Raw genomic sequence first — 18,233 nt, forward strand, 5'->3', positions numbered from 1 at the left:
TGGGAAATGCTCTAGAGTAGGGAGGTTGCGTAATAAAACCGCACGTGAAGAAGTTTTTAAAAGAAGGTGGAAGACATGGCAGAAGCGGCCAAAAAAAACAGCTTCATAGAACCTGGATTATTTGCTTTAACATGGCCAATTTTCATTGAGTCATTTTTGCATATGCTAATGGGCAGCACGGATACGTTCATGCTTTCCTATGTGTCTGACGAAGCGGTGGCAGCCGTTGGAGTTGCCAATCAGCTTGTATTTTTTACGATTCTAATCTTTGGATTCGTGGCAACAGGGACAACAGTGCTTGTCTCGCAGAATTTGGGTGCAGGCCTAGTCAAGGACGCCAGAAGGATATCGGGAATATCCATATCTCTCAATCTTATTTTTGGGGTTGCAATCAGCGCGCTTGTCGTTCTGTTCAAAGGGAGTTTTCTAACCCTTTTTGGCCTAACTCCGGAAATCCACAGGCTTGCTGAACAATACCTTGCGATTGTAGGGGCCACCTTGTTTACCCAGGCCCTTCTCGTCACAGCCTCATCGATTCTGCGCGCGAACGGTTTTTCAAAGGAAGCTATGATGATTTCAATCCTGATGAATATCATCCACCTGGCAGGAAACAGCGTGTTGATTTATGGCCTGTTCGGGATGCCTCAGATGGGAATCCAGGGAGTCGCAATTTCCACCGCCGTCAGCCGGGCCATCGCCGTCATAATGATCTTCTGGCTGCTGTATAAGCGACTGCCGGTAAAAATCAAAAAAGAAGACTATACGAATTTCAGTCCGGTATTTATTAAAAAAATCCTGAAAATCGGGATTCCGTCAGCCGGGGAAAACCTCGTCTACAATACAAGCCAGATGGCCATAACAGCCATCATCGCCCTGCTTGGGGCAATGGCTCTGACAACAAGAGTGTATACGTGGAATATCATGGCATTCATGATGCTCTTCGCAATCGCACTCGGGCAGGGGACGCAAATACTGGTTGGTTACCGAGTTGGGGCGGGCGACTATAACGGTGCCTATCACCGCCTTCTGAAAAGCCTTAAGTGGAGTTTGGTGATGACGATTGCCGTCGTCATCCCGATGGTCATTTTCAGGGAATCGCTTCTTGGCATTTTTACGGACAACAACAAGATTATTACGGAAGGGGCAAAGCTTCTATTACTAGGGCTTATCCTGGAGCCCGGGAGGACATTCAATATCGTTATCATCGCGGCACTCAGGGCGGCCGGCGATGCCAACTTCCCCGTGAAAATGGCTTTTGTGTCGATGTGGGGAATCGGGGTGCCTGTTGCCTATTTACTCGGTATTACGATGGGAATGGGCCTCGTCGGAATTTGGATTGCCTTTATAGCCGATGAATGGTTCAGGGGAATCATCATGTATTACAGGTGGAAAAGCCGTGTGTGGGAAAGCAAGTCCCTCGTCGAGAAAAATATCCAGCCGGTTTAAAGCTGTAAAAGCAATACCTTTAGCTTTCATAACATGAACAGAAAAAAGCATTCAAGGATTTCGGTCCCTGAATGCTTTTTAGTTTTCTGCATGAATTTTTTTTACCCGGCCGACCTGGCCATCCGTGAGCCTGACTTTAATGCCGTGGGGATGGTTTGGGGATTTTGTGAGAATATCTTTTACGATCCCCCTTGTCAGCTTGCCTGTACGTTGATCCGCTTTCAGGACAATATCGACTGTTATTCCTGGTGTGATGTCCTTCCTGTTTTGTCCGTCCATTTTAAGAGCCCATTTTCCTGCGTGTGTTGCTTGGCTTTTTCGTCATCTGGCTCTTCATTTTTTTCGTGGAAGTATCTGTGCCGCCCATACCCTTTGCTGCTGCCGCCTGGTTTTTCTTATTGGCAAGCTGTTGCTTCATTGCCTCCTGCAGGCTGATCTTCTTTTTCTCGGTTCCTGGATTCGTGTTCTCTTCCATAGGAAAGTCTCCTTTTTAAATAGATGCTAGTCTATAAAGTATAATCTATTTTTTGTTGTTTGGGAAATAGAGACCAAGGAAAATATCTAAAAATTACCTATTGCTTTTACATCAACGAAAGAATTGCTGTTTATAAAAACCGCCCGCAGAAGGAAATCAAGTTAAAGTATGTTTAGGAAAAGATTTTAGAAAAGAGAAAGCCAACTTATCGCAATAATAAGTTGGCTTTCTACTATATATCTGACCACGGCTCACGCCAAACAGGATAAGATTCCGCCTTGGGCCAGTTGTTGAATGAATCCCAGCCTGGAGACATCCATGTTGCCGCCGCTGACGATAATTCCGCAGTTTTTGGAGCGGATGGTGCTTCGGTTGGCGAGGAGGGCAGCAAAAGCTGCCGCCCCTGCGCCTTCGACTAATGTTTTTTTCCTTTCTAGCATGTAAACAATGGCAGTGGCGATATCGCTCTCGCTTACAGTAATCATATCGTCTACATAATGCCGGATAATAGGAAGGGTCAACTTTCCAGGTTCCTTGACGGCAATGCCTTCCGCAATGGTGCCGGCAAACCGGCTGCCTGGTACTGGATGGTTATGAAAAGAATCATACATAACCTTTGCTCCTTCAGCCTGGACGCCGATGATTCGTATGTTCGGCTGTATATGCTTTGCGGCAACCGCCACCCCGCTAATCAGGCCGCCGCCTCCAACCGGGACAATCAGCGTATCAAGAAAGGGTTGCTGCATCAGCATTTCAACCGCTATCGTTGCCTGGCCAGCCATGACATCGTAGTCATCGAATGGATGGAGAAAGAAACTTCCCGTCCTTTTCTGCTCACTGCACGCTGCCTGATAAGCTTCCTGAAAAGAGGCCCCTGTAATGACGGCCCTTGCTCCGTAATATTCCGTTGCATTGATTTTTGCCTGAGGCGTATTTTCCGGCATGTAGATTTTGGCTGCAATCCCTCTCTTTGAAGCGGCGAATGCGACACCTTGGGCATGGTTGCCCGCCGATGCAGCTATAACGCCTTTTTGCATTTCCTTCTCTGTCAGGCATGACATTTTATAGCTGGCCCCGCGAATTTTAAAAGCCCCGGTCTTTTGCTGATTTTCCATTTTAAAAAAGACATTCTTCCCGGCCAGGCTATTCAGAAATGCAGAGGTCGTTAGTGGAGTACGATAAACGGTTTTTGCCAATTGTTCCATCGCTTCGGAAATCATTTTAGTCGTTAAAGAATCCCCAAGGGGTTCACGCTCCTTCATTTTTCATAAGTTTTATCAATTAAAGACTTCTTTCAAACTGTGAAATTTTTTCTTCATATAAAAGAGTAATGCCTATTTCATCCAAGCCATTATAGAGCATTTCCTTTGAATACTCCCCGATGTCAAAATGATACGAGAACCCTTCCCCATCCTGGACTGTTTGGGCAGAGAGGTCCACCGTTAACGAATAGCTTTCCGCTTCTGCTTTTTCCATAAGCTGTTGGACTTGCTCATAAGGCATTTCGATGGCCAGGATCCCGTTTTTTACACAATTGTTTTTAAAAATATCGGCGTAACTCGGGGCGATGATAATCTTGAAGCCATAGTCGAGAAGAGCCCAGGGGGCATGTTCCCGGGAAGAGCCACAGCCGAAGTTGTCGCCTGCAAGGAGGATGGACGCACCCTCATATTTTTTATCATGAAGAGGGAATTCCTCAATCGGCTTGCCCGATTGGTCGAACCGCCAGTTATAAAACAGGAACTGGCCGAATCCCTGGCGCTCGATCCGTTTTAAAAATTGTTTCGGGATAATCTGGTCTGTGTCCACATTGCTTCGGTCAAGCGGAAACACAAGCCCGGTATGGATTGTGATTGGTTCCATTTACAGCACCTCCACTGCGGCGAATTGGCGAATGTCCACGAATCGGCCTTCAACTGCAGCTGCGGCTGCCATTTCAGGGCTGACAAGATGTGTGCGCGCGCCGGTTCCCTGGCGCCCTTCAAAGTTTCGGTTAGAAGTCGATGCACAGCGTTCGCCTGGCGGAACGACATCATCGTTCATCGCGAGGCACATGCTGCAGCCCGCGTCACGCCATTCAAAACCCGCGTTTTTAAAAATAACATCAAGGCCTTCCTGTTCGGCTGCGGCTTTCACGCTTTTCGAACCCGGAACAACGATTGCTTTTACTCCAGGATTAACATGGCGCCCCTCGATAACGGAAGCGGCCCTGCGCAAATCGCTCAGCCTTGAATTTGTACACGAGCCAATAAACACATGCTCGATTGTGACAGAGGTAATTGGCTGCCCGGCTTCAAGGCCCATATAGTCAAGGGCACGCTCAATCTCCTGTTTTTCACTTTCTGAAGCCGCGGATTCCGGAGCCGGAATCATGGCATCAACAGGGATGCACATTCCGGGGTTCGTGCCCCAGGTAACCTGCGGTGCGATTTCGGAGGCATCAATTTCGATTGTTTTGTCGTACACGGCGCCTTCGTCCGTTGCAAGCATGCGCCAATTCTCAATCGCCTTATCAAATTCGGCGCCCTGAGGAACGAACCTTCTGCCGCGGAGATAGTTGAATGTTGTTTCGTCAGGGGTGATCAAGCCTGCGCGTGCACCCGCCTCGATTGACATGTTGCAGACGGTCATCCTTTCCTCCATTGAAAGGGAGCGGATGGCTTCACCTGTAAATTCAATCACATGTCCTGTACCGAACTGGACCCCATTCTCGGCAATGATTGCCAAAATCAAGTCCTTTGCAGTCACACCGAATCCAAGCTTGCCGTTTACCTTGATGTTCAATGTTTTCGGGCGCTGCTGCCAAAGGGTTTGCGTTGCAAGTACATGCTCGACTTCGCTTGTCCCGATACCGAAGGCAAGCGCACCGAACGCGCCGTGCGTAGATGTATGGCTGTCCCCGCAAACAATCGTCTTGCCTGGCTGGGTAAGGCCAAGCTCCGGGCCGATTACGTGGACAATCCCATTATCGGGGTGGGTAATATCCGCGAGCGGAATATTAAATTCGCGGCAGTTATCAATCAGCGTTTCAATCTGCTTCTTCGAAATTAAATCCTTAATGACAGACTGATCCTTTGTCGGAATATTATGGTCCATTGTTGCAAAAGTTAAATCCGGCCTGCGGACAGTGCGTCCATTCATCCTCAATCCTTCAAAAGCCTGAGGAGAGGTTACTTCGTGTACCAGATGTAAATCAATATACAAAAGGTCCGGCCTGCCATCTTCCCGATGGACAACGTGCTGTTCCCATATTTTATCAATGATTGTCTTTGGTGAATGCATGGTTATCCCCCTTCTTTAGGCGTAGCAGTCCATAATGCAGTTGGCTGCGTTTCTGGTTTTAATTGTTTCAATAATCTTTTTTGTCATCTCTTCCGTTCCAACCTTTTGCCCGCTGCCAGCTTTAATGTCCGCAGTATGGAACCCGTCATTCAGGATGGATTCCACTGTTTCTTCTATCACATCTGCTTCTTCATTCAGCCCAAAAGAATGCCTCAGCATCATCGCCGCCGAAAGAATCATTGCAACCGGATTGGCGATTCCTTTTCCGGCGATATCGGGAGCCGACCCATGGACAGGCTCATAAAGGCCGAATCCATCTTCCCTTAGGCTTGCGGACGGAAGCATTCCAAGCGATCCTGTTAAAACTGAGGCTTCATCGCTAAGAATATCGCCAAACATGTTCTCGGTTACGATGACATCGAACTGAGAGGGGTTCGTGATTAATTTCATCGCCGCCGCATCGACAAGGACATGTTCAACAGTAACATCCGGGTACTGCTGTTTCTTTTCCTCGACCACTTCCCGCCAAAGCTTGCTCGATTCAAGCACATTGGCTTTGTCTACTGAAGTAAGATGGCCGCGGCGCTGCTGGGCGCATTGGAAAGCCTTTTCTACGATTCTTTCAATCTCGGAGCGAGTATAGAAGAGAGTGTCCACAGCTGCCTGGCCATTGTCGCGCCGCTCGCTTGGAGTTCCGAAATAGAGTCCGCCGGTAAGTTCCCTGACGATAAGGAGGTCGCTTCCCTTTACAACATCCTCCTTAAGGGGGGATGCATGAAGCAGCTTTTCAAATCCTTTGATCGGCCTAAGGTTTGCAAAGAGCCCAAGTTCCTTTCTGATTCCCAACAAACCTCTTTCAGGCCTTAAATGGGAAGGGTTCGTATCCCATTTTGGCCCGCCGACCGCTCCAAGGAGGACAGCATCAGCCTTCTTGCAGGCGGTGGATGTTTCTGCCGGTAATGGGGTGCCATGGCGGTCAATCGCAATTCCGCCAATGTCGTGGCTTTCAAAGGTGAATGAATGGTTGAACTCCTCGGCGATTGTGTTTAACACCATTTGGGCAGAGGCCATCACTTCCTGGCCTATCCCATCTCCGGGCAGCATAACAATATGTTTTTTCATGGATTTGGCCTCCTCTATCATCGTTTTTTCGTCCCTGCCCTTAGCTATTCGCTGTTTGCAGGACTTTCGTAGTTTGGCCGTAAAAGACCCGGTTGACAGCATTTAAAAATGCTTTAGCCGATGCTTCGAGTACATCCTGGGAAGAGCCGCGTCCGCTTACCGGCATCTCATTTACGATCATTTTCACATGAACCTCAGCCAAAGCATCGCGTCCTTGGCCGACGGAGCTTAATTGGTATTTTGTTAAATGAATTTCTTCTTTTATCAGTGCTTCAAGCGTGTTGTATAAAGCTTCGACTGGGCCTTTTCCAGTCCGTGCAGTTTCGGTACGTATCCCTTCCGGCGTTGTCAAGGCAACGGTCGCGGTCGGGAGGTTGATGGAACCGGACTGGACCTGGTAGGCAAGCAGCTCATATTTTTTCACATCGGACACAGCAGTCTGGATGTCCGTAAGAATCGTGAACAAATCTTCGTCGGTCACTTCTTTTTTCCGGTCTGTCAGCGATTTGAATTGCCTGAAAGCCTCTTCTGACTTTTCCACGGTTAGCGAGAAGCCAAGCTTTTCAATTTTCTCCTTGAAGGCATGGCGTCCGGAGTGTTTTCCGAGTACAAGCTCATTCGATTCGATACCAACCATTGATGGATTGATAATTTCATAGGTCTCCGGGTGTTTCAGCACTCCATCCTGGTGGATGCCCGATTCATGGGCGAAGGCATTCTGCCCGACGACTGCCTTGTTAGGGGCTATCGGCATCCCGGTAAGCTTCCGGACCAGATCGCTCGTCCGTTTGATTTCTTTTAAGTTCAATCCTGTGGAAAAAGGAAACTGGTCATTGCGGATGCCTAGCGCTACGGCAAATTCCTCGAGTGCCGCATTCCCGGCGCGTTCACCAATTCCGTTGATCGTTCCTTCAACCTGGGTTGCTCCGTTTTGAATGGCGGCCAGGGAATTGGCGATGGCCAGCCCGAGGTCATCATGGCAATGCGCCGATAAAATTGCTTTATCAATATTTCGTACATTTTCCTTCACGTAACGGAACATCCGGCCATATTCAGCGGGGGTCGCATATCCGACAGTGTCAGGCAAATTGATGACAGTCGCTCCGGCATCGATAACCTTTTCAATGATTTGGACAAGGAAGTCAAGGTCGGAGCGCGAGGCATCCTCTGCGGACCATTCAATCTGCGGGAATTTGGCTTTCGCGTAACGGACCATATCGACAGCCAGCTGTATAACCTGTTCCGGCGATTTTTTCAGCTTGTATGTCATATGGATGGGAGAGGTGGCGAGGAACATATGAAGGCGCGGGGCTTCTGCTTCCTTCAGTGCCTCCCAGCTAATATCAATGTCGCTTTTCGTCGCCCTTGAAAGGCCTGCAATTGATGCATTCCTGACGGTTCTGGCAATCGTCCGTACGGCTTCAAAATCCCCTTGTGAAGAAGCGGGAAACCCGGCTTCCATTACATTCACGCCAAACCGTTCTAGCTGCCTGGCAATCTCCAGTTTTTCAAGCTGATTCAAATTGACTCCGGGAGATTGCTCCCCGTCGCGCAAGGTCGTATCAAATATGTGAATGTTCTGCACCACTAGAATTCCCTTCCTTCTTTGTTAGGTATGGCCCCTTGCCGTAAATAGCAGGGAAGGGGCCTTGGTTTCAATAAAACTATATAGGTTGCATCATAGGTTTTATATTCTACTTTAACCTTGCTGTTGATTTCCTCTCCTGGCACTTCGCTTTCCGCGGGGCGCCAGTGGAGCCTCCTCGGCGCTTGCGCCTGTGGGGTCTCCACATGCCGCTGCATCCCGCTGGAGTCTACGTGCCTTCCGCTCCAATCAACTTACACCCTACTATTTTTTGACAAAAAACATTTAACGCGACATTGCCTTTTGCTTTGGTTTTACAAACGGCATCAGCTCGCGGAGTTCGCGGCCGACTGTTTCAATCGGGTGGCTGTTTTCCCGTGCATTGATGGCGTTGAACTGCGGGCGGTTCACTTGGTTTTCAAGGATCCAGCCTTTTGCAAATTCGCCAGTCTGGATGTCGTGAAGGACTTCCTTCATGCGAGCCTTAGTTTCTTCGTTCACAACACGTGGGCCGGAAACAAAATCTCCCCATTGCGCTGTATCTGAGATGGAGTAGCGCATGTTTTCAAGTCCGCCTTCGTACATGAGATCCACAATCAGCTTCAGTTCATGAAGGCACTCGAAGTAAGCAACTTCTGGCTGATAGCCGGCTTCTGTCAACGTTTCGAAGCCTGCTTTAACAAGGCTGGTCAACCCACCGCAGAGGACAGCCTGCTCACCGAATAAATCGGTTTCGGTCTCTTCCTGGAATGTAGTTTCCAATACGCCGGCACGGGCGGAACCAATTCCTTTTGCATAGGCAAGCGCAATTTCCCTAGCCTGGCCGGAGTAATCCTGGTGGACTGCAAACAGGGCAGGGACCCCGGCGCCTTCCTGGTAGGTACGGCGGACAAGATGGCCAGGGCCTTTAGGTGCGACAAGGAACACGTCCACATTTGCAGGTGGGACAATCTGATTGAAATGGACATTGAACCCATGCGCGAAAACGAGCGCTGCTCCGGGCTTGAGGTTATTTTTAATGCTCTCCTCGTATACTTGTGGCTGCTTTTCATCAGGAAGGAGAACCATTACAACATCCGCCTGTGCAGTTGCTTCAGCAACGGAACAAACCGCTACGCCATCCTCGGCGGCTTTGTCCCAAGACTTTCCTCCGCGAAGCCCGACAACGACATCATATCCGCTTTCCTTCAGGTTCAAAGCGTGAGCATGGCCCTGGGAACCATAACCGATTACTGCGATTTTTTTCGATTTCAATACCTCTTCAAAAATGTCCTGATTATAAAGTACTTTTGCCATTTGTTATCATCCTTTCGAGTATGTTTGAATGTATATTTTAAATTCTTACCTCTGAAGCGAATAAGAAGGTAATTCGGATACTTGCGGCTGGCTTCCGCGCAAGAGGGCGGTAATGCCGGTTCTCGCAATTTCTTTAATTCCGTATGGCCTGAGCAGTTCAATTAATGCTTCGACTTTTTCAGGTTTCCCGGTCACCTGGACGGCAAGGCTATCCTTGCAGACATCAATGACGGCCGCGCGGAATGGATCAATGATTTCTTTGATTTCCCTGCGGAGCTGGCCGCTGCTTGCAACCCTGATCAAGGCAAGCTCGCGGGAAACAACCGCCTTATCGGTAATATCGGAAACTTTTAAAACATCAATCTGTTTATGAAGCTGCTTCGTCAGCTGTTCAATTTTTTGGCTGTCCTCAACCTCAACAACAAGGGTCATTTTTGAGATGCCGTCAATTTCTGTTGGCCCGACCGAAATGCTCTCAATATTGAACTGCCGCCGCTGAAGGAGGCCGGTAACACGGTTAAGGACGCCGCTTTTGTTTTGGACGGTGGCTGTAATGATCCGCTTCATGGTTTCACTCCTATCATTTCGTGCAATCCCTTGCCCGGTGCAATCATCGGGTAGACATTTTCTTGAAGGACAACCCTGCAATCAAGGACGACCGGGCCGTCATAGGCAAGCGCTTCGGGCAGGATGCGCATAAGCTCTTCCTCGTTTTGGATCTTGGCGCCTTTGATTGAATAGCTCTCGGCCAATTTGACAAAGTCTGGCTGGACGGGCATAAGCGATTCAGAATAACGTTCCTCGTAAAATTCCTCCTGCCATTGGCGGACCATTCCAAGAGCCCCGTTATTGACAATGATGACTTTTACAGGAAGTTTCAGCTCCTGCAGGACGCCGAGCTCCTGAAGTGTCATCTGGAACCCGCCGTCGCCGACGAATGCGATGACCGTTTTATCAGGTGCGGCAAGCTGGGCGCCAATTGCAGCAGGGAAACCGAAGCCCATCGTACCAAGCCCGCCGGATGTTACCCATTTGTCCGGGTTGTCCAATGTGTAATGCTGGGCCGCCCACATTTGGTGCTGTCCTACGTCAGTCGTGACAATCGCTTCACCTCTTGACGCTTCATATACCGCTTGTATAACTTGTTGTGCGCTTAACCTCCCGTTATAGTCGGTATACCAAAGCGGATACTTGCCCTTGTTATCAGCGAGCTTGCTTAGCCATTCCATATGGTTTTCCATCCCGAAATCGTTTTTCATCAATTCGTTCAGCGCTTCTTTCGAGTCAGCGACAATCGGAATGCTTGTCGGCACATTTTTGCCAATTTCGGCAGGGTCGATGTCAATATGGGCTACCTTCGCTTTCGGTGCGAAATGCTTCAGGTTTCCTGTTAGGCGGTCATCGAATCTTGCGCCGATATTGAGAAGCAGGTCGCATTCATATAGGGCCATATTGGCTGTATAGGTCCCGTGCATTCCGGCCATTCCAAGCGACAGCTCATGGGTGCCGGGGAAGCTACCCAGCCCGAGAAGTGTTGTTGTGACCGGAATCCTGTATTTCTCGGCCAGCGCCTTTAATTCCGCGGTTGCCTTCCCGTGGAGGATACCAGCCCCCGCAAGGATGACAGGCTTCTTTGCTTTTGATAAGGCATCGGCCAGCTTGTTGATTTGCAGCGGATTCGGCCTTGTTGTCGGCTGATAGCCCGGCAGATGAAAGTCCGTTTCCAAGTTACTTTCGTAAACAAGATCAGCTGAAATATCCTTTGGCATATCAATGACAACTGGTCCCGGCCTGCCAGTTGAAGCAATGTGGATGGCCTCTTTAATAATTCTCGGCAAATCCGCGATCGACCGGACCTGGTAATTATGCTTTGTAATAGGGGTCGTGATCCCGATGATATCCGCTTCCTGGAAAGCATCTGTTCCAATTACGCTGGTTGCGACCTGGCCCGTAAAAACAATGAGCGGCAAAGAGTCCATCATTGCATCTGCAATTCCTGTAATTAGGTTGGTTGCGCCCGGGCCGGATGTTGCTAGGACGACGCCGGGCTTACCGGTAATGCGGGCATATCCTTCGGCAGCATGGATGGAGCCCTGTTCGTGGCGAAACAATAAATGCTTAATTTGGCCTCGGGCGCGGTAGATTGCATCGTAAATTGGCAATACAGCTCCCCCAGGATAGCCGAATATCGTATCGACCCCCTCATTCACCAATGATTCAATCAGGACATCGGCACCCGTTTTTGGTGCAACAGCCTGTTCCATGGCTGGCATTGTCTCCACTTTCACGTGAAATCCCTCCAGTTTTTAAAATAAGAGATAAATAGTAGCCAGTTTGGCATAATTCGTGACCCATTTTTCCAATAAAAAAACCTTTCCTCCCGCGAACAACCCGCCGTTTTAAAAACAGCAGGATATTCGGGGAGAAAAGGCCTATGTCTTTCCTCGGTACCACCCGGATTCACGGCAGTCTTGCAACTGCCGCCTCATGCAGCGGAAAAAAGATCCGCTCCGTTTTAATAACGAGTGCCGAAAACACCCGATTAAGCCTAGTGGGAAGGACCGTTCAGCTTAATACTCAGGGACGATGTCAGAATAAGTAGTATTGCCGGCTTCCAGCTGCCCCGGCTCTCTGTAAATACTAGGTTCTTATTCCTTTGTTCCCGTCAACGTTTTACCGCTATGATTCTTTTAAAATTTCATGATGCCGCCAGTGCTTGCTGATGTGACAAGCTTGGCATATTTGGCCAAGTATCCGGTTTTGATTTTTGGTTCCGGTTTTACCCAGTTTTTCTGTCTATCCTCTAAAACGTCCCGGTCGACAATCAGGTTGATTGAGCGGGCTTCAAGGTCAATCATGATGAGGTCGCCGTCTTCAACGAAGGCAATCGGGCCGCCCTCGGCTGCTTCCGGGGAAATATGGCCGATTGATATGCCGCGGCTTGCGCCGGAAAAGCGGCCATCCGTAATCAACGCGACGTCCTTGTCAAGCCCCCGGCCGGCAATCGCGGCGGTAGGAGCGAGCATTTCAGGCATTCCAGGTCCGCCTTTTGGCCCTTCATAGCGGATGACCACAACATGGCCAGGCTTTACTGCTCCGCTATCGATTCCTGCCTGCGCTTCTTCCTGTGATTCGAAAACAATCGCCTCACCGGTAAATCTCTTTATCGTTGGATCAACAGCCCCGACTTTGATGACGCCGCCATCAGGAGCTAGGTTGCCGAACAGGATGGACAATCCGCCAACAGGGCTATAAGGATTATCCTTTCTCCTGATGACCTCGTCGTTTGTGATTTCGGCGTCCTTTACATTTTCATAAAGGGTTTTTCCCGTAATTGTGATGGCGTCCTTGTTAATCACTCCGTCCAGTTTGCACAATTCGTGAATAATCGCACTCACTCCGCCAGCATAATGCACATCCTGCATGGAATAGTCTGAAGCAGGGCTTATTTTTGAAAGATAAGGCACTTTTTCCGCAATCCGGTTGATTTCATGAAGGTCATAATCAATACCTGCCTCATGGGCGATTGCCAATGTATGCAATACCGTGTTGGTGGAGCCCCCCATTGCCATATCGAGTGCGAAGGCATTGTCAAACGCTTCTTTTGTCATAATATCGCGTGGCTTAATATCTTTTTTAACAAGGTCGATTAAGTGCTTCGCAGCCTTCTTGATCAGCTCGTGCCTTGTATTGGAAGTTGCAACAATGGTTCCGTTGCCCGGGACTGTCATACCGAGCATTTCCATAAGGCAATTCATTGAATTTGCGGTGAACATGCCTGAGCAGGAGCCGCAGGTAGGGCACGCGTTCGTTTCGATATCGAGCAATTCCTGCTGGGTGATGGTGCCCTTGTTGTAGGCGCCGACCCCTTCAAAAACGGAAGCGAGGGAGAGCTGCTTTCCAGTCGAGGAAACGCCTGCTTCCATCGGCCCACCCGAAACAAAAACGGAAGGGACATTCGTTCTTGCCGCCGCCATCAGCATCCCTGGGGTAATCTTGTCGCAGTTCGGGATGTAAAAGACCCCGTCGAACCAATGGGCGTTGATGACCGTTTCGGCACTGTCAGCAATGATTTCCCGGCTTGGGAGTGAATAGCGCATCCCGATATGGCCCATTGCAATCCCGTCGTCAACGCCGATTGTGTTGAATTCGAACGGCACGCCGCCCGCTTCCCGAATCGCTTCTTTCACCACTTCGGCAAAAACATTCAAGTGCTTGTGCCCAGGGATGATGTCGATATAGGAATTGCAGACGCCAATGAAGGGCTTTTCCAGGTCGCTTGTTTTAACGCCGGTTGCATAAAGCAGGCTCCGATGCGGTGCCCGGTCAAATCCTTTTTTGATCATATCGCTTCGCATAATTGCCCTCCTTTAACCTACGACTGCTTTCGTTTTGGTTTCCGGATAGCACTTGACTCCATCCTCGGTAACGAGCTTCCTGAATTCAGCGAGGAGATGGTTTGTGATTGGCCCCGGTTTGCCGTCGCCAATCTTTCTTGTATCCACATCGATGACCGCGATGACCTCTACCGCCGTTCCTGTAAGGAACACTTCATCAGCGATATAAACATCATGTCTAGTGAATGGCTGTTCCTTCACTTCGTAGCCGTCTTGTTTCGCCAGATCGATAATTGCGTTGCGGGTGATCCCTTCCAAGGCGCCAAGGTAGACTGGAGGAGTGTAGATAACGCCGTTCTTCACAATGAAAATGTTGTCGGCGGACCCTTCTGTCACATAGCCTTGGTCATTCAGCATCAGGGCCTCATCGACACCGGCCTGGTTTGCTTCAAGTTTCACAAGAATATTGTTTAAATAGTTGAGTGATTTGATTTGCGGGCTAAGGACATCAGGCCGGTTTCGCCTCGTAGCGACCGAGCCGACCTTCAGGCCGCGTTCATACAACTCTTTTGGAAACAGAGCGAGTGGTTCCGCGATGACGATGACCCTTGGATTGGAGCAGGATGCCGGATCAAGGCCGAGATTTCCTTTTCCCCTTGAAACAACCACGCGTATGTAGGCGCTCGATAATTCATTTTTGCGTACCGTTTCAACGATGATTTGCGTCATTTCCTCAAACGTATAAGGGATTTCCAGCATGATGGAGTGGGCTGATTCGTAAAGCCTTTTCAAGTGTGCATCCAGCCTGAAGACGTTGCCGCTGTAAACCCGGATGCCTTCAAATACCCCGTCGCCGTAGAGGAAGCCGTGGTCATAAACCGAAACAACCGCATCCTCTTTTTTCACAAACTCGCCGCCAAGAAAAATATACTGGCTTTCCAAAAAACATCACTCCTCCTAAGCAGTTGCTCTGTTTTAAAAATCTCTATCGAAAGAAAAAAATTAAATAGGGTTGATCCCGAAAAGCCTCATTTTTTATTTCAAAAAAATAGTTCGTGAAATAAAATGCGAACTTTTCTGAGATTTCCGTTAATGATACTCCCGTTCTTTTAAATGTTCAAGGGAAAATATTTAAAAATCTGACAAATTTAAATATTCTGTTCCTTTGGTAGCGTTTACAATGTTGATAATACAAGGATAATAATTTTTTGAAAAATTTTTTTAAAACCGGTAAATGGAAACTCGCTAAAGGAAGATGTTTACAACTATTTCCTTTAAACGGAAGACGAGGAATCATGTGCTCCAAAAAGGGCCCGGAAGCGGGCAAATCGTTGTTTCACTTAAAATGGCGTATACTAATTCAAGTGAATCTTTTTGAACGTAGGGAGGTACTTGCTCCAGAAAGTGTTTTCCGGGGTAAAAGAAGTTGATGGACAAACATGAACGAACATCGAGAGAACTAATATTGGAAACATTTAAAAACGCGTTTACGGACAGGAAAAACCCTTTTCCTTGGGGAAAGGCTTTTTGCGCGGGGCTGGCGGCATCTTTGCCAATCGTGATTGGGTTGCTCCTTGGGAATTTTCACTATGGCATCGCTGCAGGGATGGGAGGATTCACCTATTTGTACGTGTTCAACCAGCCTTATGCGCAGCGGGCAAAATTGATCTTTTCTGTTGCGGTAGGCCTCGCTATGTCCATGTTCCTTGGCATCGTTCTTTCCCCGTATCCTCTTGGCGTGGCCATTGGGATGGGGACGATTGGAGCAATTGGGACGTTTGTATTTGGAGCACTCAGGATTACGGGCCCATCGGCGATCTTTTTTGTACTTTGTTTTTCAATTGCAACGGGGATTCCGATTGATCCTGCTGATGCCCCTCTTCGTGGCGGGCTCGTTTTATTGGGCGGCGTTCTTGCCTGGCTGATCAGTATGCTTGGCTGGTTTTTCAATCCGCACGGGCCGGAAACAACGGCTGTCAAAAAGGTATACGACCAACTGGCCGCCTTTGCCGACTCTGCCGGGGGAGAAGAGATGAATAATGCCCGGCATAAAACAGTCGCTGTTCTAAAGGAAGCCGAGGAAGTTCTATTGGCTGGCTATTCCCGGTGGACAGAAACGGACTCCTTTAAAAGGCTGTACCTGCTGAATGACCATGCAAATCGCCTGTTCATTGCGATCCTTGAGTTAGCGGAGAAAAGGAGGAATGGGTTTCCCCCTGAGCTTGGCAAATCATTGCGTGCATTGGCCAAGACAATCGGCTCAACCAACAAGAACGAGGAAAAAATTCTTCAGCCTGAAACAGATGATGTAAAAATTGCCGATTTATTCAGGGAAATTTATGACGCGGATGCAATCGTGAACGAACCGGCCGGGAAAATCCAGCGCAATGTAAAGATGGCGAGGCCCTCACTCCGATCCAAACTGTTGGGGGCGTTTGATAAAAACTCGATTGTTTTTCTTACAGCTGCCCGCTTTGGGATTATCCTGATGGCAGCATCCATGATTGCATATGTTTTTCCGTTTGAAAGGTCCTACTGGGTCCCGCTTTCGTGCGCATCGGTTATGCTTGGATCGACAATCATCTCCACTTTTCACCGGGCAATCCAGCGGACGATCGGTACATTGGTCGGACTTTTGATTGCCGGGCTATTATTGATGAATATCCATAACGGCTTTGTGGTGGCTTTGCTGATTTTATCCCTTTCCTTCCTGACGGAGCTTTTCATCGTCCGGAATTATGCGCTTGCCGTTCTGTTCATTACTCCTTCCGCTTTAATTATTGCGGAATATTCCACTGAGATACATAACTTTCACTTCTTTGCCGCAGCGAGGGCGACAGATATCATTGCCGGAAGCATCATCGGACTTCTTGGGGTTTTGCTGTTTGGGCGCAGGACAGCCTCGGGGATGCTGAACCATTACATTGTGAAAACTCTCCGCAGCCAAGGCCAGTATGTCCTTGCACTGTTTTCGGACAACAATGGGAAGATGGAGTTTAACGAGAGCAGGGAACGGAGGAAGATGCACACAAACCTTGTTAACCTCTCAACTGTGTATACAACAGCTTTGGGAGAATTGTCGGGTAACAAGAAAAAGGTAGAATCGTTCTGGCCGGTTATTTTCTCGATTGAGCAGCTCGGTTTTTACCTGGATGCGGCGTTAAAATATGAAAAAAGGCCCGTTCTTAATGACGAAGAGCTTTCCGGGCTTCTGTATATTTTCGAAACGATGGCGAGGGCTGTCGAGCAGAACAGGCCGCCAACTGAAAGAGCCGTGCCGGAGTTGCCAGGTTTCAAGAAAATACGGAATGAAATCATCGACCTTCAGGTTTCGCTTCGTTTTGGGGAGTCCCGCTAAATATGGTGCGTAGGATGCTTGATTAGGCAATCATGTGCGTAGGCATGCCCGGCGGTTAGCCGGGCATTTTTCCGAAAAGAGTGGTTTGGGGAAGTTCGGTTCATACTAATACGGGTGATGAAGATGTTGTGTGAGTCGAATGAGGAGTTGAATGCGCTAGTGGAGGAGGCGCGGCCTTTTACGAAACAGGGGAGGGTCGCGGATTATATTCCGGCGCTTGGGAAGGCGAATCCGGCTGAGTTGTCGATTGCGATCCATTATCCGAATGGTGATTGTGTTGCGGCGGGGGAGGTTGAAAGGAAGATTACGCTGCAAAGTATTTCGAAGGTGATTAGCCTGGCGCTGGTGCTGATGGACCGGGGGTACGATTATGTGTTTGAGCGGGTCGGGATGGAGCCGACGGGCGATCCGTTCAATTCGATTGCAAAATTGGAGTCAATGGGTGTGGCAAAGCCGTTGAATCCGATGATTAATGCGGGTGCGCTTGTGGTGACGCATATGATCAAGGGCGGCTCGGTTGAGGAGCGGCTCGGGCGGCTGTTGGCGTTTATACGGGATCTTTCGGACAATGAGACGGTTGGGTTTAATGAGTCGGTGGCCCATTCGGAGTTTGAGACGGCCCATTTGAACCGGGCTTTGTGTTATTTTTTGAAGCAACATGGGGTGATTACGGAGGATGTCGACCAGCTGATTGAGTTGTATTCGCAGCAATGCGCGATCGAGATGGATTGCCGGGATTTGGCGGATGTTGGGCTGGTGTTTGCGATGGACGGGGTTCACCCGCTGACGGGCAAACGGGTCATGCCGCATGATGTCGCACGGATTTGCAAAACGTTCATGGTGACGTGCGGTATGTACAATGCATCCGGTGAGTTTGCGATAAAAATTGGCATTCCGGCAAAAAGCGGCGTGTCGGGCGGGATTATGGGATCGGTGCCAGGCAAAGTAGGCATCGGCATTTTCGGCCCGGCCCTCGATGAGAAGGGAAACAGCATCGGTGGCATCAAACTGCTCGAGCTGTTGGCGGAAAAGTACTCGTTGAGTATGTTTTAAAATGCTAACAGTGCCTGTCACGCCCCGAAAATTCTTGTTTCACAAGGTGTTTCACAGGGGGAATGGACTGAATTCTGCTTTGGCCTGAAAAGGTCCGCGTTTGCGCCTATAGAGATATTTATAAAAATTAACCGTTTGGTAACATGACCGGGCGGTTTTTTTATTTGAATAAAAGAGCGTTGTTTTTAAATCGATTAGCTGGTGGCGGCCATTTCATTTTAACGTTTTTTCTATCAAAGGTGGGGTAGAAGGGGAGTGGGGTACCAATTTAGTGAGGAG

The 18,233-nt window shown here is 48.9% G+C and carries 15 protein-coding genes; 3 read left to right on the forward strand and 12 right to left on the reverse strand.

Annotated elements, in window-relative coordinates; translation table 11 throughout:
- Positions 1-75: 75 nt before the first annotated feature.
- A complete protein-coding gene (locus ADU24_RS02770; RefSeq protein WP_053365201.1) occupies positions 76-1,446 on the forward strand; it encodes an MATE family efflux transporter in 1,371 nt (456 codons plus the stop codon).
- Positions 1,447-1,524: 78 nt separating this feature from the next.
- Here ADU24_RS02770 and ADU24_RS02775 read toward each other — a convergent pair whose 3' ends face one another.
- The 12 genes from ADU24_RS02775 to ilvE form a co-directional block, all read right to left on the reverse strand.
- Positions 1,525-1,725, reverse strand: a complete 201-nt coding sequence (locus ADU24_RS02775; protein ID WP_053365202.1) for a YwbE family protein — start codon at positions 1,723-1,725, stop codon at positions 1,525-1,527.
- 1 nt (position 1,726) lies between these two features.
- On the reverse strand, positions 1,727-1,921 hold the full coding sequence (locus ADU24_RS02780; RefSeq protein ID WP_053365203.1) for a hypothetical protein: 195 nt from the start codon (positions 1,919-1,921) through the stop codon (positions 1,727-1,729).
- Between the two features lie 251 nt (positions 1,922-2,172).
- Complete coding sequence (gene ilvA / locus ADU24_RS02785; protein ID WP_082306786.1) at positions 2,173-3,183, reverse strand: threonine ammonia-lyase; 1,011 nt, start codon at positions 3,181-3,183, stop codon at positions 2,173-2,175.
- Between the two features lie 19 nt (positions 3,184-3,202).
- Complete coding sequence (gene leuD / locus ADU24_RS02790) at positions 3,203-3,784, reverse strand: 3-isopropylmalate dehydratase small subunit (protein WP_053365204.1); 582 nt, start codon at positions 3,782-3,784, stop codon at positions 3,203-3,205.
- On the reverse strand, positions 3,785-5,203 hold the full coding sequence (leuC, locus tag ADU24_RS02795) for a 3-isopropylmalate dehydratase large subunit (protein WP_053365205.1): 1,419 nt from the start codon (positions 5,201-5,203) through the stop codon (positions 3,785-3,787).
- A 15-nt stretch (positions 5,204-5,218) separates the two neighbouring features.
- A complete protein-coding gene (gene leuB, locus ADU24_RS02800; RefSeq protein ID WP_053365206.1) occupies positions 5,219-6,325 on the reverse strand; it encodes a 3-isopropylmalate dehydrogenase in 1,107 nt (368 codons plus the stop codon).
- 40 nt (positions 6,326-6,365) lie between these two features.
- Positions 6,366-7,910 carry a 2-isopropylmalate synthase gene (locus ADU24_RS02805; protein ID WP_053368749.1) on the reverse strand — a complete coding sequence of 515 codons (1,545 nt, stop codon included), beginning with the start codon at positions 7,908-7,910 and terminating at the stop codon, positions 6,366-6,368.
- A gap of 285 nt (positions 7,911-8,195) precedes the next feature.
- Positions 8,196-9,206, reverse strand: coding sequence for a ketol-acid reductoisomerase (gene ilvC, locus ADU24_RS02815; protein ID WP_053365208.1), 1,011 nt, complete (start codon positions 9,204-9,206; stop codon positions 8,196-8,198).
- 45 nt (positions 9,207-9,251) lie between these two features.
- On the reverse strand, positions 9,252-9,773 hold the full coding sequence (gene ilvN / locus ADU24_RS02820; RefSeq protein ID WP_053365209.1) for an acetolactate synthase small subunit: 522 nt from the start codon (positions 9,771-9,773) through the stop codon (positions 9,252-9,254).
- Entirely contained in the window at positions 9,770-11,479 is a 1,710-nt protein-coding gene (gene ilvB / locus ADU24_RS02825; RefSeq protein WP_053368750.1) for an acetolactate synthase large subunit, read from the reverse strand. The genes ilvN and ilvB overlap by 4 nt, the downstream gene beginning before the upstream one ends.
- Before the next feature lie 417 nt (positions 11,480-11,896).
- Positions 11,897-13,564, reverse strand: a complete 1,668-nt coding sequence (gene ilvD / locus ADU24_RS02830; RefSeq protein WP_053365210.1) for a dihydroxy-acid dehydratase — start codon at positions 13,562-13,564, stop codon at positions 11,897-11,899.
- A 12-nt stretch (positions 13,565-13,576) separates the two neighbouring features.
- Positions 13,577-14,485 (reverse strand): branched-chain-amino-acid transaminase, encoded by a 909-nt coding sequence (gene ilvE / locus ADU24_RS02835; RefSeq protein ID WP_053365211.1) that lies wholly within the window; start codon positions 14,483-14,485, stop codon positions 13,577-13,579.
- Positions 14,486-15,008: 523 nt separating this feature from the next.
- Here ilvE and ADU24_RS02845 point away from each other — a divergent pair.
- The gene (locus ADU24_RS02845) at positions 15,009-16,901 is read left to right on the forward strand and encodes an FUSC family protein (RefSeq protein ID WP_231689553.1); all 1,893 of its coding nucleotides are present in this window, start codon (positions 15,009-15,011) and stop codon (positions 16,899-16,901) included.
- A 123-nt stretch (positions 16,902-17,024) separates the two neighbouring features.
- On the forward strand, positions 17,025-17,954 hold the full coding sequence (gene glsA, locus ADU24_RS02850) for a glutaminase A (protein ID WP_053368752.1): 930 nt from the start codon (positions 17,025-17,027) through the stop codon (positions 17,952-17,954).
- The last annotated feature ends 279 nt before the right edge of the window (positions 17,955-18,233 follow it).

Origin of the sequence: Bacillus sp. FJAT-27245 (genome assembly GCF_001273955.1) — a bacterium.
Classification (GTDB): domain Bacteria; phylum Bacillota; class Bacilli; order Bacillales; family Cytobacillaceae; genus Bacillus_D.